The 25,559-nt window shown below is 60.4% G+C and carries 24 protein-coding genes; 6 read left to right on the top strand and 18 right to left on the bottom strand.

What is annotated here, in order from left to right; genetic code table 11:
• The 4 genes from trmD to ffh form a co-directional block, all read right to left on the bottom strand.
• Positions 1-478 (bottom strand): tRNA (guanosine(37)-N1)-methyltransferase TrmD (gene trmD, locus VNV36_RS23635; RefSeq protein ID WP_325721130.1); only part of this gene is annotated, 478 nt, incomplete at its 3' end.
• Positions 479-481: 3 nt separating this feature from the next.
• Positions 482-1,018, bottom strand: a complete 537-nt coding sequence (gene rimM, locus VNV36_RS23640; RefSeq protein ID WP_037012440.1) for a ribosome maturation factor RimM — start codon at positions 1,016-1,018, stop codon at positions 482-484.
• A 5-nt stretch (positions 1,019-1,023) separates the two neighbouring features.
• Complete coding sequence (gene rpsP / locus VNV36_RS23645) at positions 1,024-1,275, bottom strand: 30S ribosomal protein S16 (protein WP_325721133.1); 252 nt, start codon at positions 1,273-1,275, stop codon at positions 1,024-1,026.
• Between the two features lie 246 nt (positions 1,276-1,521).
• Entirely contained in the window at positions 1,522-2,898 is a 1,377-nt protein-coding gene (ffh, locus tag VNV36_RS23650; RefSeq protein ID WP_172610879.1) for a signal recognition particle protein, read from the bottom strand.
• A 290-nt stretch (positions 2,899-3,188) separates the two neighbouring features.
• Here ffh and VNV36_RS23655 point away from each other — a divergent pair, with 290 nt between their 5' ends.
• The 3 genes from VNV36_RS23655 (at position 3,189) to VNV36_RS23665 (ending at position 6,876) form a co-directional block, all read left to right on the top strand.
• A complete protein-coding gene (locus tag VNV36_RS23655; protein ID WP_122623423.1) occupies positions 3,189-4,001 on the top strand; it encodes a cytochrome C assembly family protein in 813 nt (270 codons plus the stop codon).
• A 12-nt stretch (positions 4,002-4,013) separates the two neighbouring features.
• Positions 4,014-5,252: a CNNM domain-containing protein gene (locus VNV36_RS23660; RefSeq protein WP_325721139.1), complete on the top strand. Its 1,239-nt coding sequence runs from the start codon at positions 4,014-4,016 to the stop codon at positions 5,250-5,252.
• Positions 5,253-5,553: 301 nt separating this feature from the next.
• Positions 5,554-6,876: an MFS transporter gene (locus tag VNV36_RS23665; protein ID WP_325721140.1), complete on the top strand. Its 1,323-nt coding sequence runs from the start codon at positions 5,554-5,556 to the stop codon at positions 6,874-6,876.
• 80 nt (positions 6,877-6,956) lie between these two features.
• Here VNV36_RS23665 and purT read toward each other — a convergent pair whose 3' ends face one another.
• The 4 genes from purT to VNV36_RS23685 all read right to left on the bottom strand — a co-directional run bounded on the left by purT (position 6,957) and on the right by VNV36_RS23685 (position 9,703).
• A complete protein-coding gene (gene purT / locus VNV36_RS23670; protein ID WP_172610874.1) occupies positions 6,957-8,138 on the bottom strand; it encodes a formate-dependent phosphoribosylglycinamide formyltransferase in 1,182 nt (393 codons plus the stop codon).
• A gap of 117 nt (positions 8,139-8,255) precedes the next feature.
• On the bottom strand, positions 8,256-8,519 hold the full coding sequence (locus tag VNV36_RS23675; RefSeq protein ID WP_325721142.1) for a DUF1289 domain-containing protein: 264 nt from the start codon (positions 8,517-8,519) through the stop codon (positions 8,256-8,258).
• On the bottom strand, positions 8,519-9,043 hold the full coding sequence (locus VNV36_RS23680) for a gamma carbonic anhydrase family protein (protein WP_325721144.1): 525 nt from the start codon (positions 9,041-9,043) through the stop codon (positions 8,519-8,521). The genes VNV36_RS23675 and VNV36_RS23680 overlap by 1 nt, the downstream gene beginning before the upstream one ends.
• A 48-nt stretch (positions 9,044-9,091) precedes the next feature.
• Entirely contained in the window at positions 9,092-9,703 is a 612-nt protein-coding gene (locus VNV36_RS23685; RefSeq protein WP_172610869.1) for a CoA pyrophosphatase, read from the bottom strand.
• A gap of 154 nt (positions 9,704-9,857) precedes the next feature.
• Here VNV36_RS23685 and VNV36_RS23690 point away from each other — a divergent pair, with 154 nt between their 5' ends.
• Both VNV36_RS23690 and VNV36_RS23695 read left to right on the top strand, forming a co-directional pair.
• Positions 9,858-10,409, top strand: coding sequence for an NUDIX hydrolase (locus tag VNV36_RS23690; protein ID WP_172610868.1), 552 nt, complete (start codon positions 9,858-9,860; stop codon positions 10,407-10,409).
• 50 nt (positions 10,410-10,459) lie between these two features.
• A complete protein-coding gene (locus tag VNV36_RS23695) occupies positions 10,460-11,023 on the top strand; it encodes a L,D-transpeptidase family protein (RefSeq protein ID WP_325721148.1) in 564 nt (187 codons plus the stop codon).
• Positions 11,024-11,077: 54 nt separating this feature from the next.
• Here VNV36_RS23695 and VNV36_RS23700 read toward each other — a convergent pair whose 3' ends face one another.
• Together VNV36_RS23700 and purL are read right to left on the bottom strand one after the other, a co-directional pair.
• The gene (locus VNV36_RS23700; protein ID WP_172610866.1) at positions 11,078-11,389 is read right to left on the bottom strand and encodes a YqfO family protein; all 312 of its coding nucleotides are present in this window, start codon (positions 11,387-11,389) and stop codon (positions 11,078-11,080) included.
• A 6-nt stretch (positions 11,390-11,395) separates the two neighbouring features.
• A complete protein-coding gene (gene purL / locus VNV36_RS23705; RefSeq protein ID WP_325721151.1) occupies positions 11,396-15,295 on the bottom strand; it encodes a phosphoribosylformylglycinamidine synthase in 3,900 nt (1,299 codons plus the stop codon).
• A 285-nt stretch (positions 15,296-15,580) separates the two neighbouring features.
• On the opposite strand from purL, the gene mltF reads away from it, so the two are divergent.
• Positions 15,581-17,041 carry a membrane-bound lytic murein transglycosylase MltF gene (gene mltF, locus VNV36_RS23710; protein WP_325721153.1) on the top strand — a complete coding sequence of 487 codons (1,461 nt, stop codon included), beginning with the start codon at positions 15,581-15,583 and terminating at the stop codon, positions 17,039-17,041.
• Positions 17,042-17,121: 80 nt separating this feature from the next.
• Here the strand turns inward: mltF and pdxJ are convergent, their stop codons facing one another.
• From pdxJ to lptF, 8 genes are all read right to left on the bottom strand, one after another.
• Positions 17,122-17,868: a pyridoxine 5'-phosphate synthase gene (pdxJ, locus tag VNV36_RS23715; protein ID WP_325721155.1), complete on the bottom strand. Its 747-nt coding sequence runs from the start codon at positions 17,866-17,868 to the stop codon at positions 17,122-17,124.
• A 39-nt stretch (positions 17,869-17,907) separates the two neighbouring features.
• Complete coding sequence (gene recO, locus VNV36_RS23720; protein WP_325721157.1) at positions 17,908-18,597, bottom strand: DNA repair protein RecO; 690 nt, start codon at positions 18,595-18,597, stop codon at positions 17,908-17,910.
• Positions 18,598-18,715: 118 nt separating this feature from the next.
• Positions 18,716-19,618: a GTPase Era gene (era, locus tag VNV36_RS23725; RefSeq protein WP_016771562.1), complete on the bottom strand. Its 903-nt coding sequence runs from the start codon at positions 19,616-19,618 to the stop codon at positions 18,716-18,718.
• The gene (gene rnc / locus VNV36_RS23730; protein WP_024011703.1) at positions 19,611-20,300 is read right to left on the bottom strand and encodes a ribonuclease III; all 690 of its coding nucleotides are present in this window, start codon (positions 20,298-20,300) and stop codon (positions 19,611-19,613) included. Before rnc ends, era begins: the two co-directional genes overlap by 8 nt.
• A gap of 169 nt (positions 20,301-20,469) precedes the next feature.
• Positions 20,470-21,324 carry a signal peptidase I gene (lepB, locus tag VNV36_RS23735; RefSeq protein ID WP_325721160.1) on the bottom strand — a complete coding sequence of 285 codons (855 nt, stop codon included), beginning with the start codon at positions 21,322-21,324 and terminating at the stop codon, positions 20,470-20,472.
• Between the two features lie 9 nt (positions 21,325-21,333).
• Positions 21,334-23,130 (bottom strand): translation elongation factor 4, encoded by a 1,797-nt coding sequence (gene lepA, locus VNV36_RS23740; RefSeq protein WP_016771564.1) that lies wholly within the window; start codon positions 23,128-23,130, stop codon positions 21,334-21,336.
• A 173-nt stretch (positions 23,131-23,303) separates the two neighbouring features.
• Complete coding sequence (gene lptG, locus VNV36_RS23745; protein ID WP_325721164.1) at positions 23,304-24,365, bottom strand: LPS export ABC transporter permease LptG; 1,062 nt, start codon at positions 24,363-24,365, stop codon at positions 23,304-23,306.
• Positions 24,358-25,479: an LPS export ABC transporter permease LptF gene (gene lptF, locus VNV36_RS23750; protein ID WP_101159337.1), complete on the bottom strand. Its 1,122-nt coding sequence runs from the start codon at positions 25,477-25,479 to the stop codon at positions 24,358-24,360. The genes lptG and lptF overlap by 8 nt, the downstream gene beginning before the upstream one ends.
• Positions 25,480-25,559 lie beyond the last annotated feature (80 nt).

The following is a 25,559-nucleotide window of genomic DNA, read 5'->3' on the forward strand; positions in this document are numbered from 1 at the left end:
GCAGCAGTCGCGTAACCGCATCTATCAGGACCATGGCCGGCAGCTCACCGCCAGATAACACATAGTCGCCAATCGACCACTCTTCATCGACATGAGCTTCAATGAAACGCTCGTCGACGCCTTCATAACGACCGGCAATCAGGATAAGTGCTTCTTCCTGCGCCAGTTCGCGTACCGCAGACTGATCCAGCTTGCGGCCTTGTGGCGACAGGTAAATCACCTTCGCCGCATCCCCCGCCGCCTGCCTGGCCTGAGCCAGAGCATCTTCGAGGGGCTTGATCTTCATCACCATGCCAGGGCCACCGCCAAACGGGCGATCGTCTACGGTGTGATGTCGATCAGTGGTGTAGTCCCGCGGATTCCAACAGGTGAGCTGCAACAGCTCCTGTTTCACCGCACGGCTGGTAATGCCGTATTCGCTGATGGCGGAAAACATCTCGGGAAACAGCGTGATGACTTCTATGCGCAGGCTGGCCATTGCTTAGAAATCCGCGTCCCATTCCACCTTCATCTCGCCTGCAACCAGATCAACTGCCAACACGCATTGCTCCGTATAGGGCAAAAGGCGTTCACGATCGTCCAGACTGCCTGCGCAGGGTTTGACCACCATTACATCGTTGGCGCCGGTTTCCAGAAGATGATCGACCTTCCCGAGCAACTGCCCAAGACCGTCAATGACCTTCAGACCTTCAAGCTGATACCAGTAGTATTCGCCGTCGGTCAGTTCAGGGAACAGATTGCGTGGCACGCAGATCTCGTAACCGGCCAGAAGACGAGCTTCTTCACGATCATCAAGACCCTTGAGCTTGGCGACCAGGAACTTGTCGTTCCCGCGTCCACTGACCAGCTCGACCTGTTTCACATTCCCTTCGCGCTTGAGCGTCCAGGTTTTGTACTGCAACAGGTTTTCGGTTGGATCAGTAAAGGAATACACCTTCACTTCGCCGCGAACGCCGTGTACCGAATAAATCTTGCCGATGACGATCAGATCGTCGGCGGAAGCTGGCGTCGCGTTCATATTGCTCAGGCCCCAGCCTTGGCAGATTCCTTCAACAGCGAAGCAACACGCTCAGAAGGTTGTGCACCAACGCTCAGCCAGTAGGCCAGACGCTCTTGGTTCACGGACAGACGGATTTCCTGACCACGGGCAACCGGGTTGAAGAAACCGATTTGTTCCTTGTGGGAACCGTCACGTGGGTTGCGGCTGTCAGTGACAGTCAGGTGGTAGAACGGGCGCTTTTTAGAGCCGCCAAGGGCAAGACGGATTGTTAGCATTGAACAATTTTCCTGTAGTCGGTGCTGCAAATCTAAGATGCACAGCGGGCATGGGTGCCCGAAAGGCCGCATATTCTAAGGAATATCCGGATTTTTGCAAATGACTTTTTCCGGCGTACGCCGTCGGGCCACCTAGATCTGCCATGGAGCCGTCAGCGATGACGGCGTTGAGTGCCTGCCTGAGCAGGCCACCGGGACGGTTGCCCCAATGAAGAACGCGCGGGAATAGCGCCCGCGCGTTGCGATTTACATTTTGGGCATACCGCCGCCGGGCAACATTCCGCCCATGCCGCGCATCATTTTGGCCATGCCGCCCTTGGTCGAAAACTTCTTCATCATCTTCTGCATCTGTTTGTGTTGCTTGATCAGACGACCGATGTCCTGCACCTGGGTCCCCGAACCCATGGCGATGCGGCGCTTGCGTGAACCGCTGATCAGCTCAGGGTCGCGACGCTCGGCCGGGGTCATCGAGTTGATGATGGCTTCCATCTGCTTGAACTGCTTTTCGGCGGCGTTTTGTGCGTTGCCCATCTGCGACAGGTTGACGCCGCCGATGCTTGGCAGTTTGTCCATGAGCCCGCCCAGGCCGCCCATGTTCTTCATTTGCTGCAGCTGATCGCGGAAGTCTTCGAGGTCGAAGCCTTTGCCCTTCTTCAGCTTCTTGGCCAGTTTGTCGGCCTTGTCCTTGTCGAGAGTCTGTTCAGCCTGCTCAATCAGGCTGAGAACGTCGCCCATGCCGAGAATGCGCGATGCGATACGGTCCGGATGGAACGGCTCCAGCGCCTCGCTCTTCTCGCCCATACCGATGAACTTGATCGGCTTGCCAGTGATGGCGCGCACCGACAGCGCAGCACCGCCACGGGCGTCGCCGTCGACTTTGGTCAGGATCACGCCGGTCAGCGGCAGCGCATCACCGAACGCCTTGGCCGTGTTGGCGGCATCCTGGCCGGTCATGGCGTCGACGACGAACAGCGTCTCGGCCGGCTTGACCGCCGCATGCAGCGCCTGAATCTCGCCCATCATCTCGGCATCAATGTGCAGACGACCGGCGGTGTCGAGGATCACGACATCGATGAACTTGAGCTTGGCTTCTTTAATAGCCGCTTCGGCAATGTCGACCGGCTTCTGGCTGATGTCGGACGGGAAGAACGTCACGCCGATGTCGTTGGCCAGTGTTTCCAACTGCTTGATCGCGGCCGGACGATAGACGTCCGCCGACACCAACATCACGGTTTTCTTTTTGCGTTCTTTCAGGAATCGGGCGAGCTTGCCGGCAGTGGTGGTCTTGCCCGCACCTTGCAGACCGGCCATCAGAATGACCGCAGGCGGCGTGACGTTGAGGGTCAGCTCTTCGTTGGCCGCCCCCATCATCTCTTCCAGCTCGGCCTGGACGATCTTCACGAACGCCTGGCCCGGCGTCAGGCTGCGCGACACCTCGGTGCCGACGGCGCGTTCCTTGATGCGATTGACGAAGTCTTTGACAACCGGCAAGGCGACGTCGGCTTCAAGCAGCGCCATACGCACTTCACGCAGTGTGTCCTTGATGTTGTCCTCGGTCAGCTTGGCTTTGCCAGTGACCTGGCGCAGCGTCTGCGAGAGACGATCTGTCAGATTTTCAAACATGCGTGATCCTTTGGGTTCGTGCTGAACCCCGATTGATGCGGCCCGGCCCGTAGCGGCCGTTCAGTCGGCTGCCGAATTCGCGACGCCTGCTCTTTACAGCATCGCTATTGATAATAGTGAGGCTATAAAAGCGGCTGAAACAGCGATCGGCAAGCCTGTGGCTTGAGCAGGTCGCGGATTATAGCGAAGACTCCGGCGCACGGACACCACGGCGTCTGCTTCTGTAGTCTTTCGTGAAATGCGCGTTTTATGCCAAACTCACCGGCTTTCGGGCATGCCCAACAGGATCTATGTTCCCTTTGTCACCGAGTTTGCTCTTCAGCCTCGCCGCCGCTGTCTTCTACGCCGCTGCGACCGTCTACCAGGGTATGCGCCTGCGTCAGGGCCAGAAGGCCGACAAATGGCTGCTGTGCCTGATCGGCACCCTTGCCGTCGCCTGCCAGGCCAGTGCGCTTTTCGGCCAACTGGTGCGCCCTATCGGCCTGGGTCTGGACTTTTTCAGTGCCGCCAGCCTGATCGCTGTTTCAGTCATCATCGTGACCATGCTCGCGTGCATTCGCCTGCCGGTGGAAATCCTCCTGATTCTCCTCTTCCCACTGGGCCTGCTCACGACCCTGATGGCGCAGTTCGCGCCTTCCGGCACACTGCAGCCGATCATTGAAGAACACGGCATTATCAGCCACATCCTGTTGTCGATTCTCGCCTACGGGATGTTCACCATCGCGGTCTTCCAGTCCTTGCTCCTGTTGCTGCAGGATCATCAACTGAAAAACAAGCATCCCCTTGGCCTGATCAAAAGCTTCCCGCCGCTGCAAACCATGGAAAGCCTGCTCTTCGGTTTTCTCTGGGCCGGCTGGGTGTTGCTGTCGATGTCGCTGATTTCCGGCTGGTTGTTCGTCGAAAACCTCTTTGCCCAGCATCTGGTGCATAAAACCTTGCTGTCGATTCTCGCGTGGATCGTCTTCAGTGTGCTGCTCTGGGGCCGCCATCATCTGGGCTGGCGGGGTCACAAAGCGATTCGCTGGACACTGGGCGGATTTCTGCTGTTGATGCTGGCCTACTTCGGCAGCAAGCTCGTTCGTGAATACATCCTGCATATCTGACGAGCGCTCATCATGGACAACCTGCCGGTCGGCACAATGCTTACGCTCCTGACCCTGCTGACGCTGTGGTCGGGGCTGTTCAGCGCGGTCGAGGCTGCGCACCACAATCTTCGGGCGATGCCGGTCAATCCCCGCTCCAACGAGCCACTGAAGCCGGTGCTCGCGTTCAACCTCAACAGCCTTATCCTCGGCAATACGCTGCTCAAGACGCTGATTACCGTCCTCGCCACTCTTCTTGCCATCGGGCACTGGTATTTCCACGGGCCGCTGATTGCCTGGCTGGGTGTTGCCAGCGTGCTGGTCGTGATAACCGAGTTCATCCCGCGAAAGCTGGCGGCGCGTCGCCCCGAATCCATTCTGCTGCTGGGCAACAACGTGCTGCGTATCCCGGTTCGGCTGTTGCAGCCGCTGACCTGGATCTACAAGAACATCGCCAAAACGCTGTTGCGCCCTTTTCTGTCGAAGCGTCGGCCTGACACCCACGATGACGAAGACGACACGCACCCGACGGTCTATCAGGACAACGAAAGCCAGTATGGCCGCGCCCATGTGATCTCCGGGATTTACGCGCTGGATCGCATGACTGTGAACGATATCCTCGTGCCGCGCAGCGAAGTCGACGGCATTAACCTCGACGACACCATTGAGGAGATCGTCGACAAGCTGATCATTTCCCGCCACACCCGTCTGCCCGTTTACCACAACGACATCAATCAGGTGGAAGGCGTGCTCAACACGCGGATGATCAGCCACCTGCTCCCGCGCAACGAGCTGACCAAAGAGGCGCTGCAGGCCGCCTGTTACGAACCGTACTTCGTACCAGAGAGCACGCCGCTGCAGATGCAGCTGCTCAACTTCCACAAGCAGCAGCGGCGCATGGGCGTGGTTGTCGATGAATACGGCGAGGTGCTGGGCATCGTCAGCCTTGAGGACATTCTTGAAGAGATCGTCGGCGAGTTCGAAAGCGAGCAAGCCCTCGATAACCCGCACATTCACCCGCAGCCTGACGGGCGGCTGGTGATCGACGGCGCGGCGTCGATTCGCGATCTGAATAAAAGCCTCGCCTGGCATCTGCCCTCCGATGGCCCTAAAACCCTCAACGGGCTGATCACCGAAGCGCTGGAGACGATCCCCAACAGCGCGGTCTGCCTGAAGATCGGGCCCTACCGCCTGGAAATCCTCGAGACCGAGGACAACCGCGTCAGCCGGGTGTTGGTGTGGTTGAACACCCGCACCAAAGACGTGATCTGAGAAGGCAGGCGGCGCCCTGAAACACTTGTTTCCGCGCCAATCCCCTTCCTATAATCGATCCGCTTACCCAGCCCCGCCGATCCGCGTGCTACCCGCACAATGCGCGATCCGGCCAGTCACACAGCCTGACCGCTCAAGCGACACCCTGGCCTTCGCTCCCATCCCGAGCACGCCACGCGCCTTGCCCGCATCCGGGCTAGTCTGTTCAGCGCTGGACCAAAAAAACAATTAACGATTGCCGCAGCGCGCGTACGAATCTTCGTCTCTCGCTGACAGGCGATACGACTGCCAGGGATTTCCCATGACCACGACTTCTGCCTGTCCAACCCGTGACGAGAGCGAGGCCCGCCCCGCCAACTCGGCGGCCCGCGTCGCCACGGCCAGCTTCATCGGCACCGCCATCGAGTTCTATGATTTCTACGTATACGCCACCGCCGCCGCACTGGTAATCGGGCCGGTGTTCTTCCCACAGACGTCCAGTACCGCACAGATGCTCTCGGCGTTTCTGACATTCGGGATCGCCTTTCTCGCACGTCCGTTGGGCTCGGCGCTGTTCGGTCACTTCGGTGACCGTGTCGGCCGCAAATCGACATTGGTGGCCTCGCTACTGCTCATGGGCGTCTGCACCACGCTGATTGGCGTACTGCCGGGTTACGACGCCATCGGGTCGTGGGCGCCGATCCTGCTCTGCGTACTGCGCTTCGGCCAAGGCCTTGGACTGGGCGGCGAATGGGGCGGGGCCGCATTACTGGCGACCGAGAACGCCCCCAGGGGCAAACGGGCGTGGTTCGGCATGTTCCCGCAGCTGGGCCCATCGATCGGCTTCCTCGCGGCAAACGGGCTGTTTCTGACACTGGCGATGACGCTGGATGACGAGCAATTCCGCTCCTGGGGCTGGCGCGTGCCGTTTCTGCTCAGCGCCGTGCTGGTGATCATTGGCTTGTATGTGCGCCTGAAGCTTGAGGAAACGCCTGTTTTCGCCAAGGCCATCGCCCGCCATGAGCGTGTGAAATTGCCGATTGCCGAGCTGTTCGGTCAATACTGGAAGCCGATGCTGCTGGGCGCAGCGTCGATGGTGGTGTGCTACGCGCTGTTCTATATCTCCACCGTCTTTTCGCTGAGCTATGGCGTAAAAACCCTGGGTTACAGCCGCGAGTCGTTCCTCGCGATGCTGTGTTTTGCCGTGCTGTTCATGGCCCTGGCGACACCGCTTTCCGCGTTGGCAAGTGATCGATTCGGTCGCAAGCCGGTGCTGGTGATCGGCGGCGTGCTGGCGATCCTGTCGGGCTTCCTGATGGAGCCCTTGCTGACCCACGGCACGACCTGGGCGGTGACGCTGTTTCTGTCGATCGAGCTGTTCCTCATGGGCGTCACGTTCGCGCCGATGGGGGCGATGTTGCCGGAGCTATTTCCTACGCGGGTGCGTTATACCGGCGCGTCGGCGGCCTACAACATCGGCGGCATCGTCGGTGCCTCGGTCGCGCCGTTCTTTGCACAGAAGCTGGTGGAGATGGGCGGGTTGAGCTGGGTCGGTGGGTATGTCTCGGCGGCGGCACTGATCAGCGTGATCGCCGTGCTGTGCCTGAAAGAAACCCGGCACGCGGACCTGGATACGATTGCCTGATCAAACCGGATATAGACGGTGCGTGATCGCGAAACAAAAACGGCGCCCCTGAAGGCGCCGTTTTTCATTCAACGTGACGCTTACAACTGAACCTTCACCGCCATCGACGCGCGAGTGGCCTTGCGACGGGCCGCTTCAATCGACTCGTCGCGCGCCAGGGCAACGCCCATGCGGCGCTGTCCATTGACCTCGGGCTTGCCGAACAGGCGCAGCGCGGTGTCCGGTTCGCTCAGGGCCTGCTCCAGGTTGGCGAACGCCGTCTGGGTCGACTGGCCTTCTACCAGAATCACCGCCGACGCCGATGGCCCGAACTGGCGAATCAACGGAATCGGCAGACCGAGAATGGCGCGGGCGTGCAGGGCGAACTGCGACAGGTCCTGAGAGATCAGCGTGACCAGACCGGTGTCGTGGGGGCGTGGCGAGACTTCACTGAACCAGACCTGATCGCCCTTGATGAACAACTCGACGCCGAACAGACCGCGGCCACCCAGCGCCTCGGTCACCGCTTTGGCGACGCGCTCGGACTCGGCCAATGCCACCGGGCTCATGGCCTGGGGCTGCCACGATTCCTGATAATCGCCCTTCTCCTGACGATGGCCAACCGGCGCACAAAAGGTCGTGCCGCCGACGTGACGCACGGTCAGCAAAGTGATTTCGTAATCGAAATCAATGAAGCCTTCGATGATCACCCGGCCTTTGCCGGCACGACCGCCTTCCTGGGCATAATCCCAGGCCTTCTGGATATCCGCGTCGGTTTTCAGCAGGCTCTGGCCTTTGCCCGACGAGCTCATCACCGGCTTGACCACGCACGGGAAGCCAAGGTCTTCGACGGCTTTTTTGTAGTCTTCGAAGGTGTCGGCGAAGTGGTAGGGCGAGGTCGGCAGGTCCAGTTCTTCAGCGGCCAGACGACGAATGCCTTCGCGGTTCATGGTCAACTGCGCGGCACGGGCCGTCGGAATGACCGTGAAGCCTTCGGACTCCAGCTCCACCAGGGTCGCAGTGGCGATGGCTTCGATTTCCGGGACGATGTAATGGGGCTTCTCGGACTCGATCACCGCACGCAAGGCGGCGCCGTCGAGCATATTGATGACGTGGCTGCGGTGCGCGACCTGCATCGCCGGAGCATTGGCGTAACGGTCGACAGCAATCACTTCAACGCCCAGGCGCTGAAGCTCGATCACTACTTCCTTGCCAAGCTCGCCACAACCGCAGAGCAAAACGCGGGTCGCGGTCGGCGACAGTGGAGTTCCGATTTGAGTCATCTCAGGTCCTCGTGGAGCAGGTCGAGGGTCGCTCGGCGTGTGCAAGCAACCGCAGGTAGAAAGGCGCGCAATTTAACATGAAGGCCGGGAAATGGGATGCAGCGGCGCGGGCTTGATTCACCGTCGAGGGCTGTTGCCGCTGACTTGAAACATCATCCCGCCGGCCCTCGCCCGTTCATCGCAGGCGATCAAGACAGCGCGGCGTTGCTGATTGTCCATTCGGCTCCAGCCGGTGATCTCGGCCACGGTGCGCTGGCAACCCGTGCAGATGTCGGCGTCGTCCAGTGCGCAAATGCTCACACAGGGCGAGCGGACCGGCTTTTCATGGATCGGCGCTTCATCGACGGGTGCTGCATGGATGGGGGGGTTGGCGCTGGACATCAATCTTCCTGTGGGGCCAGGTCACGCGCGTAGCGTTGGGCGTTGTGGACGTAGTGGGCGGCGCTGGCGTCGAGCATCTGCTTCTGGGCATCTGTCAGCTCGCGGACGATTTTGCCGGGCGACCCCATGACCAGCGAACCGTCAGGGATGACTTTGCCTTCGCCGATCAGCGAATTCGCGCCGATGATGCAATGTTTGCCAATCTGCGCGCCATTAAGGATGACTGAGTTGATGCCGATGAGCGTGCTGTCACCCACGCTGCAACCATGCAGCATCGCGTTGTGCCCGATGGTCACGTTGCGGCCAATGGTCAGCGGCGAACCCATATCGGTGTGCATCACCGTGCCGTCCTGCACGTTGCTGTTCTCGCCGATGTCGATCAGCTCGTTGTCGCCACGCAACACAGCGCCAAACCAGACGCTGGCATTGGCCTGCAAACGCACATTGCCGATGACGGTGGCTGTCGGCGCAATCCAGCTGCTGGCGTGCGCATCGACGCGGGCGTCGCCCAGACGGTATTTCATGATTTGCTCCTCATGACTCAGTCCTCATGCTCGCGCGGCGGCTGCGGGTCAGGATTTCAGCGTGTGGATGATCGATCGTTTGGGCGGCTCGTTAAGGTCGATGCCGCTGTCGAAAAGCAGGTTCATCAGTTCGACGATCATGATCGCGGTCAGGCCCCAGATCTTGTACTCCCCAAAGCGATAACTCGGCACGTACCAGCTGCGCCCTTCATAGTCGATGCGATGGGTGTGTTCGCGCGCATCCTGACGGAAGAAGTCCAGTGGCACGCTGAACACGGCCGCGATTTCGCCATCGTTGGGTGTGTATTCGACGAAATCAGGAATAACGCCGACATAGGGCGTCACCCTTATGCCGTGTTTGGAGATCAACGGACTCAGGGGACCGACCACTTCGACGAGACCAGGCGGCAAACCGATCTCCTCCTGGGCTTCGCGCAGCGCCGTGAAGATCAGGTCCGGGTCTTCCGGATCACGCCGCCCGCCCGGGAAGGCCACCTCGCCGCCGTGGGTCGACAGGCCACTGGCGCGCAGCGTCAGCACCAGTTCAGGTTCTGCGTTGCGGGTAATGGGTAGAAGCACGGCGGCCTCGGGGAAGCGCGCGTCCGTTTCCAGCATCACCGGCGTGTAGCTGCTCATACGGTGAAGTAGCTCATCCAGCATGGGAATTCTCGATCGGTTGCCTGCCCGGCATCATGCACCAAAGCGACGACGCGCCCAAGTCTTGTAGGACAACCCCGCGCGCGCAAGACGCCTCTTGCCGTCCACCCGCGCTACAGCTCAAGATAGCCGCTGCCAACAGGAACCCGATTCGATCATGAAATTCTGCAGCAACTGCGGCAAACAGGTCATCCAGCGTATTCCCGAGGGCGACAGCCGCCTGCGTTACGTGTGTGAACATTGCGACACCATTCACTACCAGAACCCCAACATCGTGGCCGGCGTCGTGCCGGTGTGGGGCGAAAAGGTGTTGCTGTGCCGTCGAGCCATCGAGCCACGAATGGGCTACTGGACGCTGCCCGCAGGGTTCATGGAAAACGGCGAAAGCGTCGAGCAGGCCGCCCGCCGGGAAACCCTTGAAGAGGCGTGTGCAGAGGTCGAGGACCTGCAGCTGTATTCGATGATCGACGTGCCGCACATCAATCAGGTGCATATCTTCTACCGCTCGAATCTGGTCAAACCGGAGTACGCTGCCGGTATCGAAAGCCTTGAAGTGAAGTTGTTCGACGAAGCGGATATCCCGTGGTCGGAGCTGGCGTTCAATACGGTCAGGCGAACCCTGGAGTGTTTTTTCCGCGACCGGCGGCATCAAGATTTCCAGGTACGCACCGATTGTCTGTCTGTCACACCGCCGCTCAAGACCCTTTGATCGAAACGATGCTGCGCGATTGCCGCGCAGGCTTCAGGGATACCCTTTTCATGCGTTGGTTGCTTGCCGTTTTATGCCTGTCGGTGGTGCCGCTGTCCCAGGCTGCGTTCACTCAGACCATCGTGCCCAAAGGCAGCGAACAGAAGTTCGTTGGCGGGAAGGTCGTCGACACCCAGAACATCGCGGACCGCACCATCGATAAGGTGTTGGTCCTCAAATCCGCACATCAGTTGCAGCTGATCAGCCGTGGCGAGGCGCTGAAGACCTACCGGATCTCACTGGGCAAAGCGCCTAACGGACCCAAGCTGCAGGAAGGCGACCAGCGCACGCCGGAGGGCTTCTACTGGCTCGACTGGCGCAAGGCCAGCGACGCCTACAACCTGTCGATGCACATTTCCTACCCCAACATTACCGATGCCGCACGCGCCCGCCGCGAAGGCGTGAAACCGGGCAGCATGATCATGATCCACGGCACGCCGATCAACGACGATTACCCGGAGTGGTATTTCCACACGCTGGACTGGACGAACGGCTGCATTGCCATGCGCAACAGCGACATTCGCGAGGTGTGGGATCTGGTGAAGGACGGCACGATGATAGAGATTCGGCCGTAAGATTTTGCGGGGGTGATGCAGATCGCTCCAATCTCGAGCCATGCTGCTGGGAAGCTAGATATCTTCCAGCTTCCAGACATCGTAAGCCGGTACTTCATAGGGATGACTGTTCTTCAGCGCAGCAACCGCCTGCCTGATCAGCTCATCTGACACGACAAGTTCGACCTTCCATTCCTGAACCTGCTCGACCTCGCCGGCCTGCCCGATGAACGGCTGACTTCCGTCCAGCGGACGAAACTGGCCTTGCCCGAGCACCTGCCATGAGCAGCAGTCATACGCGCCGATTCGCCCCGCACCGGCGGCGAACAACGCGTTTTTGACCTGCTCCACATGGCTTGGTGGCACAAAGAAGGCCAGCTTGTACATCAGCGATCAGTCCACCCAAACGCGCGCATTGCGGAACATGCGCATCCACGCGCCGTCCTCTTCCCACTCATCCGGGCGCCACGAGTTGGTCACGGCGCGGAACACGCGCTCAGGGTGCGGCATCATGATCGTCACGCGACCGTCGAGGGTGGTGAGACCCGCGATACCACGGGGCGAACCGTTCGGGTTGGCCGGATAGGTTTCGGTGACCTTGCCGTGGTTGTCGACGAAACGCACGGCAACAGTGCCGGACAGATCGGTTTCAATCAGCGACTCAGGAGTCTTGAACTCAGCGTGACCTTCACCGTGGGCAATGGCGATCGGCATGTGCGAGCCAGCCATGCCTTGCAGGAAGATCGACGCCGACTTCTGGATTTCGACCATCGCCACGCGCGCTTCAAACTGCTCCGAGCGGTTGCGCACAAAGTGCGGCCAGAACTCGCTGCCCGGGATCAGCTCGCTCAGGTTGGACATCATCTGGCAACCGTTGCAAACGCCCAGCGCGAAGCTGTCGCTGCGGGCGAAGAAGCCCTGGAACGCATCCCGTGCACGGGTATTGAACAACGCCGACTTGGCCCACCCTTCGCCGGCACCCAGCACGTCGCCGTAGGAGAAACCACCGCACGCCACCAGACCTTTGAAGTCGTTGAGGTCGACGCGACCGGCGAGGATGTCGCTCATGTGCACGTCAACCGAGGCGAAGCCGGCGCGGTCAAACGCAGCCGCCATCTCAACCTGACCGTTGACGCCCTGCTCACGCAGCACCGCCACTTGTGGGCGCACGCCCTTCTTGATGTAAGGCGCAGCGATGTCGTCGTTGACGTCGTAGCCCAGCTTCACGTTCAGGCCCGGGTTGTCTTCTTCCAGCAGCGCATCGAATTCCTGATCGGCGCAATCGGCGTTATCACGCAGGCGCTGGATCTGATAGCTGGTTTCGCTCCACTGACGCTGCAGCAGGCGACGATCGCCTTTGAACACGGTGTCGCCGCTCAGGCTGATGATGACATCGCTGTTGTTAATCGGCTTCCCGATCACCGCAACGCAATCTTCGCCCAGGCCGGCAGCGCTGAACTGTGCGAGCACAAGCGGCGTGGCGTCCTGGCGAACCTGGATCACCGCACCCAGCTCTTCGTTGAAGAGAATGGCTGCGACTTTTTCGCGCTTGGCGGTCAGCGTGTCGAGTTCGAGATTCAGGCCGCAATGGCCTGCGAACGCCATTTCCAGCACGGTCGCCATCAAGCCACCGTCGGAACGGTCGTGATAGGCCAGCAGGTGGCCGTCGGCGTTGAGGCCCTGAATGACGGCGAAGAAGGCTTTCAGGTCTTCGGCGTCATCGACATCCGGTGCAACGCTGCCGAGCTTGCCGTGGGTCTGGGCGAGAATCGACGCGCCCATGCGGTTCTGACCACGGCCCAGGTCGACCAAGATCAGATCGGTCAGGCCCTTGTCCATGCGCAGTTGCGGGGTCAACGTCTTGCGAATGTCGGTGACCGGCGCGAAACCGGTCACGATCAGCGACAGCGGCGAGGTCACGGTTTTCTCGGTGCCCTCATCGCTCCAGCGGGTCTTCATGGACATTGAGTCCTTGCCCACCGGAATGGTAATGCCCAGCTCGGGGCACAGCTCCATGCCCACGGCTTTCACGGTGTCGTACAGACGCGCGTCTTCGCCCGGGTGGCCGGCAGCGGACATCCAGTTGGCGGACAGCTTGATGTCGGAAAGCTTGCCGATGCTCGACGCTGCGATATTGGTCAGGGTCTCGCCAATCGCCATGCGGCCGGACGCCGGAGCGTCCAGCAACGCCAGCGGAGTGCGCTCGCCCATCGCCATGGCTTCGCCGGTGTACACATCAAAACTGGTTGCCGTGACGGCGACGTCCGCCACCGGCACTTGCCACGGGCCAACCATTTGGTCGCGATTGACCATACCGGTGATGCTGCGGTCGCCAATGGTAATAAGGAAGCTTTTGCTCGCCACGGCCGGGTGATGCAGCACGCGCTGCACGCTTTCTTCGATGTCGAGGGTGCCCGGATCGAAGTCGTCGCCCAGCTCTGTTTCACGCTCGGCCGACCGGTGCATGCGCGGGGCCTTGCCCAGCAGCACTTCCAGCGGCATGTCGACAGGGCTGTTGCCGAAGTGACTGTCGGTGACGGTCAGTTGCGGCTCTTCAGTCGCCTCACCTACGACCGCAAACGGGCAACGCTCACGTTCGCAGATCGCTTTGAACCGTTCGAAGTCAGGGGCGCTGACGGCCAGGACGTAACGTTCCTGGGACTCGTTGCTCCAGATTTCCAGCGGGGCCATGCCCGGCTCGTCGTTCGGCACGTTGCGCAGCTCGAAGCGGCCACCACGACCGCCGTCGTTCACCAGCTCAGGGAAAGCGTTGGACAGACCGCCCGCGCCGACGTCATGGATGAACGCGATAGGGTTGGCGTCGCCCAGCTGCCAGCAGCGATCGATGACCTCTTGGCAACGGCGTTCCATTTCCGGGTTTTCACGCTGCACCGAGGCAAAATCCAGGTCAGCCGTGCTGGTGCCCGTCGCCATGGAAGAAGCCGCGCCGCCGCCCAGACCGATCAGCATCGCCGGGCCGCCGAGCACGATCAGCTTGGCGCCAACGGTGATTTCGGCTTTCTGCACGTGCTCTTCGCGGATGTTGCCCATGCCGCCAGCGAGCATGATCGGCTTGTGGTAGCCGCGAACTTCATCGCCGTGTGGCGTGCTGATCGACTGCTCGAAGGTACGGAAATAACCGGTCAGCGCCGGGCGACCGAACTCATTGTTGAACGCCGCGCCACCCAGCGGGCCTTCGATCATGATGTCCAGCGGCGTCACGATGCGCTCGGGTTTGCCGTACGGCTTTTCCCAAGGCTGCTCGAAACCCGGAATGTTCAGGTTGGACACCGTAAAACCGGTGAGGCCGGCTTTCGGCTTGGCACCGCGGCCGGTCGCGCCCTCGTCGCGGATCTCGCCGCCGGAACCGGTGGCTGCGCCCGGAAACGGAGCGATCGCCGTCGGGTGGTTGTGGGTTTCGACCTTCATCAGAATGTGCACCGGCTCCTGAACAGCACCATACTCGCGGCTTTCAGGATTCGGGAAGAAGCGGCCGGCCACGCTGCCGACGATCACCGAGGCGTTGTCCTTGTAAGCGGACAGCACGCCTTCGTTGTGCATCTGGTAGGTGTTCTTGATCATGCCGAACAGGCTTTTTTCCTGGCTCTGGCCGTCGATATCCCAACTGGCGTTGAAGATCTTGTGACGGCAGTGCTCGGAGTTGGCCTGCGCGAACATCATCAATTCGATGTCGTGGGGGTTGCGCTTGAGCCCGGTGAACGCGTTCACCAGGTAATCGATTTCGTCTTCGGCCAGGGCCAGACCCAGTTCGACGTTGGCTTTTTCCAGGGCCGCGCGGCCGCCACCCAGCACGTCGATGGCAATCAGCGGCTTGGGCTCGGCGTGGCTGAACAGGCTGGCGGCCTCTTCCAGCGCGCCCAGCACGATCTGGGTCATGCGGTCGTGCAGCGCGTCGGCGATCAGCTGTGCGTCGGCGTCGCTGAACTGGCCTTCTACATAAAAGGCAATGCCGCGCTCAAGGCGCTGGATCTTGGTCAGGCTGCAATTGCGCGCGATGTCGGTGGCCTTGCTCGACCATGGCGAAATGGTGCCGAAACGCGGGAGGACCAGGAACAGGCGGCCCGCAGGCTCCTGAACCGGTACGCTCGGGCCGTATTTCAGCAGGCGGGCAAGCACTTGCTGCTCGTCTTCGGTCAGGACGCCATTGACCTCAGCGAAGTGGGCGAATTCAGCGTACAGGCCACTGACAGCCGGAACTTTATCGTTCAGCTGCGCAAGTAATTTCTTGTGGCGGAAGGCGGAAAGGGCGGGAGCACCACGCAGGATCAACATCGTCGGGACAGCCTCGGGAAGGGGTGTGCTTTGAGGCCGTGCATTCTAGCCTAAACCGACCTCAACATCACCCGAAACGCTACGCATGGTTGCACTCGGGTAGCAATCTGTGTTTCTGCCTCCTGAGTCAGGTAAATCATGCGTTCAAGCGCCGCTTATTTTTACTGTAACAAAATGCCCTCAAGGCCCGTTTTCAAGGGCTTTCGTTTGGTTTTGTGATGGCTAGCAGACTAGCCCTGCGCTGTCGAGATATGGCGCCCGTGGCCGTTTGCGTATACTGCGCAGATGTTTTTCCCAATGGCTTTGCGTCCGCGGTACGCCAAATGGCTGATCGCAACCGGACTCTTCCTGATGCTCGGTGGCTGTGTTGATAAACCCAACACCCTCGAGCGCGTAAAGGAGGACGGTGTGCTGCGGGTGATCACCCGGAACAGCCCCGCCACCTACTTTCAGGATCGCAGCGGTGAAACCGGCTTCGAATACGAGCTGGTGAAGCGCTTCGCCGACGATTTGGGCGTCGAACTGAAGATCGAGACCGCCGACAATCTCGATGATCTGTTCAACCAGGTCGGCAAACCGAATGGCCCGGTACTCGCGGCGGCCGGTCTGGTCAGCAGCGATGAACGCAGGAAGCAGGTGCGGTTTTCCCACTCCTATCTCGAAGTCACCCCGCAGATCATCTATCGCAATGGCCAGTCGCGGCCGACCGATCCGGCGGATCTGGTGGGCAAGAAGATCACGGTGCTCAAGGGCAGCACCCACGCCGAGCAACTGGCCGAGCTGAAAAAGAAACTTCCTGCCATCGAGTACGAAGAGTCTGACGCCGTCGAGGTGGTCGACCTGTTGCGCATGGTCGATGAAGGGCAGATTGACCTGACGCTGGTCGATTCCAACGAAGTGGCAATGAACCAGGTCTACTTCACCAATATCCGCGTGGCCTTCGACCTCGGCGACGCGCGCAGCCAGAGCTGGGCCGTGGGGCCGGGCGAAGACAACAGCCTGCTCAATGAAATCAACGCGTATCTGGACAAGGTGCAGAAGAACGGCACTCTGCAGCGCCTCAAAGACCGCTACTACGGCCACGTCGACGTGCTCGGCTACATGGGTGCCACCACCTTCGCTCAGCACCTGCAGCAGCGCCTGCCGAAATACGAACAGCACTTCAAGAACTACGCCAAGAAAGAAAAAGTCGACTGGCGTCTGCTCGCTGCCATCGGTTATCAGGAATCGCTGTGGCAACCGACGGTGACGTCAAAAACCGGTGTACGCGGGCTGATGATGCTCACCCAGAACACCGCGCAGGCCATGGGCGTATCCAACCGCCTCGATCCCAAGCAAAGCATCATGGGCGGTGCCAAATACCTGGCTTATATGAAAGAGCAGCTCGATGATTCGATCCAGGAGCCGGACCGCACCTGGTTTGCACTGGCGGCGTACAACATCGGCAGTGGCCATCTGGATGACGCGCGCAAGCTGGCGGCGAAGGAAGGCTTGAATCCGGACAAGTGGCTGGACGTGAAAAAGATCCTGCCGCGCCTGTCGCAGAAGCAGTGGTACAGCAAGACCCGATACGGCTACGCCCGAGGTGGCGAGCCGGTGCACTTTGTGGCGAACATCCGTCGCTACTACGACATCCTGACCTGGGTGACCCAGCCGCAGCTTGAGGGCGATCAGGTCGCCGAGGGCAATCTGCATGTGCCGGCGATCGACAAGTCGAAACCAGCGCAAGAGCCTGCCCCTCTCTAAAAAGATCGCAGCCTTCGGCAGCTCCTACAGGGCCATGTGTACACCTGTAGGAGCTGCCGAAGGCTGCGATCTTTTGATTTTCAGCCCTTTAGAGCTGCAGCCAGAATCAGCGCTTTCATTTCCGCCACTGCCGACTTGAAGCCCACGAACAACGCATGCGCCACCAGCGCGTGGCCGATGTTCAGTTCGTTGATGCCCTTGATCGCAGCCACCGCCTCGACGTTGTGGTAGTGCAGGCCGTGCCCGGCATTGACGATCAGCCCCTGGGCCAGACCAAACGCGACACCGTCAGCGACACGCTTGAGCTCTTCAGCCACTTCCGTCGGTGTTTCGGCATCGGCGTAACGCCCGGTGTGCAGCTCGATGGCCGGCGCACCTACGCGCCTGGAGGCAGCGATCTGACGCTCGTCGGCGTCGATGAACAGCGACACTTCGCTGCCGATTTTCGATAAGCGCTCGACTGCTGCTTTGATCCGTTCTTCCTGCCCAGCGACATCCAGACCGCCTTCAGTGGTCAGTTCCTGACGGGTTTCCGGAACGAGGCAGATGTGCGCCGGGCGAATGCGCTCGGCGAACGCCATCATTTCTTCAGTGACACCCATTTCGAAGTTCATGCGCGTTTGCAGCACATCCTTGAGCAGCAGTACATCGCGTTCCTGGATATGCCGGCGATCTTCACGCAGGTGCACGGTGATGCCATCGGCGCCCGCCTCTTCTGCATCCAGCGCCGCCTTGACCGGATCCGGGTAACGGGTGCCACGGGCCTGACGCAGGGTGGCGACGTGGTCAATGTTCACGCCGAGAAGAATGCGATTGCTGGTGGTCACGGATGCGCTCCTGAGTTGAGAGATTCGGCGCACAGCATATCAGGGCTTGCGAAACAGCTCGCGACTGACAAGAGGACGTCCGCCCAAATGCACGGCCAGCGCCTGACGCATCAGACGCTTGGCCGCCGAAAGTGCACCGGGCGCCGACCAGTCGGCATCGGCCATCGCCAGCAATTCAGTGCCGTTGAACAACCCCGGCTGCAACAGATAAACGCGCTCAAGCCCGGCGTCCACTTGCAAACGATAGAGACCGTCCGGCACGACGGGCTCGCCGTGCACATCGGTATTCAGGGAGAAGCCATAACCGAGATCGTCGAGCAGGCGCCACTCGAACGAGCGTAACAACGGTTCCAGTGGTCGACCTTCGGCGAGCGCCAGCAGGGTCGCGGCGTAGTGATCGAAAACAGCAGGATGCGGATCTTCGGCGGGCAACAGGCGAATCAACAATTCATTGAGATAGAGGCCGCTGAACAGTGCCTCGCCGTTGAGCCAGGCAGAGGTCCCGGAGCTTTCCATGCGTCCGACATTCTTCAGCTCGCCCTTGCCACGGAACTCGACCTCCAGCGCCACGAACGGCCGCGCCAGCGTCCCGGCCTTGCCCCGCGCACTGCGCAACACCGCCCGCAACCGACCTTGCGGCGTGAGGAAGTCGACCAAAGCGCTGGTTTCCCGATACGCGCGCGAATGCAGGACGTAGGCGGGTTGGGCTGGTGGCGGGGCTTGCGACATGAATGTTGTTTCCCGGTTGGGATTGCAAAAAAGATCGCAGCCTTCGGCAGCTCCTACAAGTGCACACAAGACATTGTAGGAGCTGCCGAAGGCTGCGATCTTTTGATCTTCGAGTCGTTTACAGGTCGCCGTAACCCAGCGAACGCAGAGCGCGCTCGTCGTCGGACCAGCCACCCTTCACCTTGACCCACAGGTTGAGCATGATCTTGGAGTCGAACAGCAGCTCCATGTCCTTGCGCGCTTCGGTGCCGATGCGCTTGATGCGCTCGCCCTTGTCGCCAATGATGATTTTCTTCTGGCCGTCACGCTCGACGAGGATCAGCGCGTGGATGTGCAGGGTCTTGCCTTGCTGCTTGAACTCTTCGATCTCGACAGTGATCTGGTACGGTAGCTCGGCGCCCATCTGGCGCATGATTTTCTCGCGCACCAGTTCAGCGGCAAGGAAACGGCTGCTGCGGTCGGTGATCTGGTCTTCGGGGAAAAAGTGATCGTTCTCCGGAAGATGATCGGCGATAACCTTTTCCAGTGCCTCGAGGTTGTGCCCGTGCTGCGCCGAAATCGGGATGATCTGCGCGTTCGGCAGCTGCTCCTGCAACCAGCTCAGGTGCGGCATCAGCTCGGCCTTGTCTTCGATGCGGTCGGTCTTGTTCAGCGCGACGATCAGCGGGCCGGTCACATACTGCACACGCTCAAGAACCATCTGGTCCTCGTCGGTCCACTTGGTGCGGTCAACGACGAAGATCACCACATCGACGTCCTTCAACGCTGCCGAAGCGGTTTTGTTCATGTACCGGTTCAGAGCCTTTTCGCCACCCTTGTGCATGCCGGGGGTGTCAACGTAGATCGCCTGCACGTCACCCTCGGTCTTGATGCCGAGCATGTTGTGGCGGGTGGTCTGCGGCTTGCGCGAGGTGATCGCGAGCTTCTGCCCGAGGATGTGGTTGAGCAGCGTCGACTTGCCGACGTTGGGACGGCCGACGATGGCAACGTAGCCACAGCGAGTTGCGTTTGTATCAGTCATTGCCATTCTCCACGCCCAGGGCAATCAGTGCTGCGGCGGCCGCTACCTGTTCGGCAATACGACGGCTGACACCCTGACCTCGGCTTTTTTCATTCAGTAAGACCACTTCGCACTCGACGAAGAAGGTTCGGCAGTGCGGCTCGCCCTGGATATCCACTACTTCGTAGCGGGGCAGTTCGCAACCGCGCGATTGCAGGTGTTCCTGCAGGCGGGTTTTCGGGTCCTTGTTGGTGTCGACCAGCGTCAGGCCTTCGAACTCGCCAGCCAGCCACGCCAGCACGCGCTCGCGGGCGACGTCCATGCCAGCGTCGAGATAGATCGCCCCGATCAGGGCTTCGAGGGCATCGGCGAGAATCGATTCGCGACGGAACCCACCGCTTTTCAGTTCGCCCGAGCCCAGGCGCAGGTAATCGCCAAGGTCGAAACCGCGAGCCAGCACGGCCAGCGTCTCACCTTTCACCAGCCGTGCGCGCAAACGCGACAACTGGCCTTCGCGGGCCAGCGGGAAACGATCGAACAATGCCTCGCCGGCGACGAAATTGAGGATGGCATCACCGAGGAATTCCAGACGCTCGTTATTGCGTCCGGCAAAACTGCGGTGTGTGAGGGCCAACAGCATCAGCTCCTGGTCCTTGAAGGTGTAACCGAGCTGGCGCTCGAGACGGCTTAGAGAAACGCTCACGGTTTACCCACGCTGAGTTCGTGGCTGGATTCCACTGCCATCGCCTGGATACGGCGCAGGCCTGGGACAATTAACGCTGTGTTCAAAAATTAGATCCTGGCGATTGCGAAGCCGATTGTGCCGGCTCCAGAAATGCATTCGGCGCTGTGGTCAACAGCGCCGTGTGTAATTACTTGATCAGGCCGACCCGCGAGAAATTCGGCAGATGGCTGAGTTTTGGCTCCGGCCAGCTCATCCATACCGCGAAGGCCTTGCCGACGATATTGCGGTCGGGAACCATGCCCAGCAGATCCTTGGGAATGTTCGGATCATCCCAGTAGCGGCTGTCGTTCGAATTGTCACGGTTGTCGCCCATCATGAAGTAGTGCCCGGCAGGCACCGTCCACGAGCGATCCGGAGTGGCGCGGTAGCGGCTCATTTCCTTGCGGATCAGATGCTCGGCCGCGCCGAGTTTTTCCTGATAGAGCTCCGCGCTGCCCAGCGTGCCCGGCTCGGCGCCGACCATCTTCTCGGCAATCGACTCACCATTGACGAACAGGCGCTTGTCGGCGGTGTAACGCACCGTGTCGCCCGGCAGGCCGACCACACGCTTGATGTAGTTGACGTTCGGGTCGCTCGGGTAGCGGAACACCATGACATCGCCGCGCTGCGGGTCACCGACTTCGATGATCTTCTTGTCGATCACCGGCAAACGGATCCCGTAGGAAAACTTGTTCACCAGAATGAAGTCGCCGACGTCCAGGGTCGGTTTCATCGAGCCGGACGGAATCTGGAACGGCTCGACCAGAAACGAACGCAGGACCAGCACGATGAACAGCACCGGAAAGAACGACTTGCCGTATTCGACCAGCAGCGGCTCTTTGTTCAGTTTCTCGACCACCACGGGTTCAGGCTGGCTGACGCTGCCCTGATAAGAGGCAATGGCAGCACGCCGACGCGGCGCCAGGAACAGCAGATCGAGCAACGCCAACAGGCCGCAGACGAACACGGCGATGACCAGCAACAGCGGGAAATTTAGCGACATAGGACCTGATTATTCCAACCTGAGCACGGCGAGGAAGGCTTCCTGTGGAATCTCCACGTTGCCGACCTGTTTCATGCGTTTCTTACCGGCCTTCTGCTTCTCGAGCAGTTTCTTCTTACGACTGACGTCACCGCCGTAGCATTTGGCCAATACGTTCTTTCTGAGCGCCTTGACGGTTGTCCGGGCAACGATCTGACCACCGATGGCGGCCTGAATCGCCACGTCGAACATCTGACGAGGAATCAGTTCTTTCATCTTCTCGGTCAACTGGCGACCTTTGAAGTGCGAATTGTCACGGTGCACGATCAATGCCAGGGCATCGACCTTGTCGCCGTTGATCAGCACGTCCAGTTTCACCAGATTAGCCGATTGGTAACGATCGAAATGGTAGTCCAGCGAAGCATAGCCGCGACTGGTGGATTTGAGACGGTCGAAGAAGTCCAGCACCACCTCGTTCATCGGCAGGTCGTAAGTCACTTGCACCTGGTTGCCGAGGAACAGCATGTCGACCTGAACACCGCGTTTCTCGATGCACAGGGTGATGACGTTGCCCAGGTGTTCCTGCGGCACAAGGATATTGGCGCGCACGATCGGCTCGCGCATGTCCTCGATGGCCGAAACATCCGGAAGCTTCGACGGGTTGTCGACGTAAATCGTTTCACCGGTTTTCAGCACCAGCTCGAAAATTACCGTCGGCGCGGTGGTGATCAGGTCCAGGTCGTATTCGCGCTCGAGGCGCTCCTGGATGATTTCCATGTGCAGCATGCCGAGGAAGCCGCAACGGAAGCCGAAGCCCAGGGCGTCGGAGCTTTCGGGGGTGTACTGCAGCGACGAGTCGTTCAGGGTCAGCTTCTGCAGCGCTTCGCGGAAATCCTCGAAGTCGTCGGAACTGACCGGGAACAGACCGGCGTAAACCTGTGGCTGAATGCGTTTGAAACCCGGCAGCACCGGAACATCAGGGGTCGAACTCAGGGTCAGGGTGTCACCGACCGGCGCACCGTGGATGTCCTTGATGCTGGCGATGATGAAGCCCACTTCGCCGGCCTTGAGGTCAACGGTGGCTGTGTGTTTCGGGTTGAATACGCCGACGCTGTCGACCAGGTGCACCTTGCCGGTGGACTTGACCAGAATCTTGTCGCCCTTCTTCACCCGGCCATGGCGCACGCGTACCAGGGAAACAACACCCAGGTAGTTGTCGAACCAGGAGTCGATGATCAACGCTTGCAGCGGATCTTCGATATTGCCGGTTGGCGCAGGAATGGTGTGCACCAGACGCTCGAGTACTTCGTCAACGCCCAGACCGGTCTTGGCGCTGCAGGTCACCGCGTCGGTGGCGTCGATGCCGATGATCTTCTCGATCTCGTCCTTGACGCGGTCCGGCTCTGCCTGGGGCAGGTCGATCTTGTTGAGTACCGGCATGACCTCCAGGCCCTGCTCGATGGCGGTATAGCAGTTGGCCACGGACTGGGCCTCTACGCCCTGCCCCGCATCGACCACCAGCAAGGCGCCTTCGCACGCGGCCAGGGAACGGCTGACTTCGTAGGTGAAGTCGACGTGGCCCGGGGTGTCGATGAAGTTCAGCTGGTAGGTGATGCCATCTTTGGCTTTGTAATAGAGGGTAACGCTGTGGGCCTTGATGGTGATCCCGCGTTCACGCTCAAGATCCATGGAATCCAGTACCTGGGCTTCCATTTCACGCTCGGCCAGGCCGCCGCACATCTGGATGAAACGGTCAGCCAGCGTCGACTTGCCATGGTCAATGTGGGCGATGATGGAGAAATTGCGGATATGACTCAAATCACTCACGGATCAACACTCAAAAAGGCTGCAGGCTTGGCCCGCCGAAAAATAGCCGGGAATTGTACCTGATACACGGCGCAAGCGTCACGTTCGCCTGTCACCCGGATGGCATGCAAAAACGCCCCGGTCTGGCGACCGAGGCGTTTTCGAGGTTCAGAGCGAAGATGAACAGATGTTCATCAACCGGCCCTGCGCAGCAACCAGACACCCGCCAGCGCACACACGCCGGCCGGCACCAGCACCGCGAACAGCGGCGAGAAACCGAAAACCAGACTCGATGGCCCCAGCAAATCCTGGACGATGCGGAAGGTGAACCCCACCAGCACGCCGGTGAAGACCCGCTGACCGAGGGTCACCGAACGCAGCGGGCCGAAGATGAACGAGATCGCCATCAGCACCAGCGCCGCCGTCACCAGCGGCTGCAACACCTTGACCCAAAATGCCAGCCAATAACGGCCGTTGCTCAGGCCCTGCTCCGCCAGATAGTGGATGTACCCCCACAGACCGCTGATCGACAGCGATTCCGGCGCCATGACCACGGTACTGAGCAGTTGCGGGCTCAACGCCACGTCCCACTCCTCGCTCGGGGTATTGACGACTTCCGTACTGCGCTCACGGAACAGCGTGGTGGCAACGTCGGTGAGCTGCCACTTATTGCCGTCGAACTCGGCCTTTTTGGCGAAGCTCGAACTGAGCAAATGACGCTCCTTGTCAAAGTGATAGCGCGTCACGCCGTACAACAGACCGTTCGGTTGCACCGCGTTGATGTGGATGAATTCCTCACCCTGACGGTGCCACATACCGTGCTTGGCGCTTTGCGCGTCACCGCTGCCTTGTGCCAGCGAGCGATTGGCCTGGGCCATGCTTTCGGTGGCCGGGGCCACGTATTCGCCGATCAACACGCCGGCGAGCATCAGCACCAGCATCGGCTTCATGACGGCCCAGACGATACGGCCTATCGACACACCGGCAGCGCGCATGACCGTCAGCTCACTGCTGCTGGCCAGACTGCCGAGGCCGATCAGACAACCGATCAATGCTGCCATCGGCAGCATTTCGTAGAGACGGCGCGGTGCGGTCAACAATACAAAGCTGAGCACGTCGACCAGGGTGTAGGTATCGCTGACGTCACCCATTTCATCGATGAAGGCAAACAGCGTCGCCAGACCCAGGATGATCGCCAGCACGGCGATGATCGCCATGAAGACGCTGCTGCCAATGTAGCGGTCGAGTTTAACCACGGGCCACCTCCAGCGCAGCGCTGCGACGGCTGGCCAGCTTCAGGCGCATCGGCTCCCAGTAGAGCAGGCCGAGGCCGATGACCAGGAAGATCGCGTGCACCCACCACAGGCCGAGGGCCGGCGGGATCTTGCCTTTTTCAAGGGCGCCGCGGGCGGCAATCAGGATGGTCAGGTAAGCCATATAAAGAAGAATCGCCGGCAGCAGCTTGAGGAAACGCCCCTGACGCGGATTCACCCGCGACAGCGGCACCGCCATCAGGGTCACGATGAACACCAGCAATGGCAGCGACATGCGCCATTGCAGCTCGGTTTTCGAACGAATGTCATCACTGCCCCACAGGGACGAGGTCGGCATCGCATCGCGGTCGGTGACTTCTTCACTGACGTCCGGCTTGGGCAGCAGCACGCCGTAGGTTTCGTAATGAATGGCGCGGTAATCGGCCTGGCCCGGGCTGCCGTCATAGCGGTAACCGTTGTCGAGAATCAGGTAGCGATTGCCATCGGGGCGTATTTCCTGACGGCCCGATTCGGCCACCAGCACGGAAATCCCGCGATCCTTTTTATCGGCGCCGAGGTTCTTCTGCGAGATGAATACGCTGCCAAGATTGACCCGATCGTCGCTCAGGGTTTCGGTGTAGGTCACCCGAGTGCCGTCGCGCAACGCCTGGAAGCGGCCCGGCTCAAGGGTGTCGAACTCGGTCAGCGCGTCCTGCTTGTTCAGCAGCAGTTGAAACTGGTTGGCGCCCTGCGGGGCCAGTCCGAGGCTCAGCCACGCCACCACCAGTGCCACCAGCGTCGCCGGAAACAGGGTCATGCGAAACAGCTTCTGCTGGCTCATGCCAGTGGCCGAGAGCACGGTCATTTCGCTTTCGAGGTACAGGCGACCGTAAGCCAGCAGGATCCCGAGGAACAGGCCCAGCGGCAGAATCAGTTGCAGGAACCCTGGCAGACGAAAGCCCATGATCAGGAACAAGGAGCCCGGATCGAGCTGACCGGCCGCAGCCTGCGCCAGGTATTTGATGAAACGACCGCTCATGATGATGACCAGCAGCACGGCACTTACGGCGCTGAGGGTCAACAGGACTTCGCGGGACAGATAACGGAAGACGATCAAACCAGACACTCCAGGGTTGTCAGGCTAAGGCGGCCAAACAAGCAATCACATCGACCGGCCCGCCATGCAGAGCGGTCGAA

This window comes from Pseudomonas sp., assembly GCF_035554175.1.
GTDB lineage: Bacteria > Pseudomonadota > Gammaproteobacteria > Pseudomonadales > Pseudomonadaceae > Aquipseudomonas.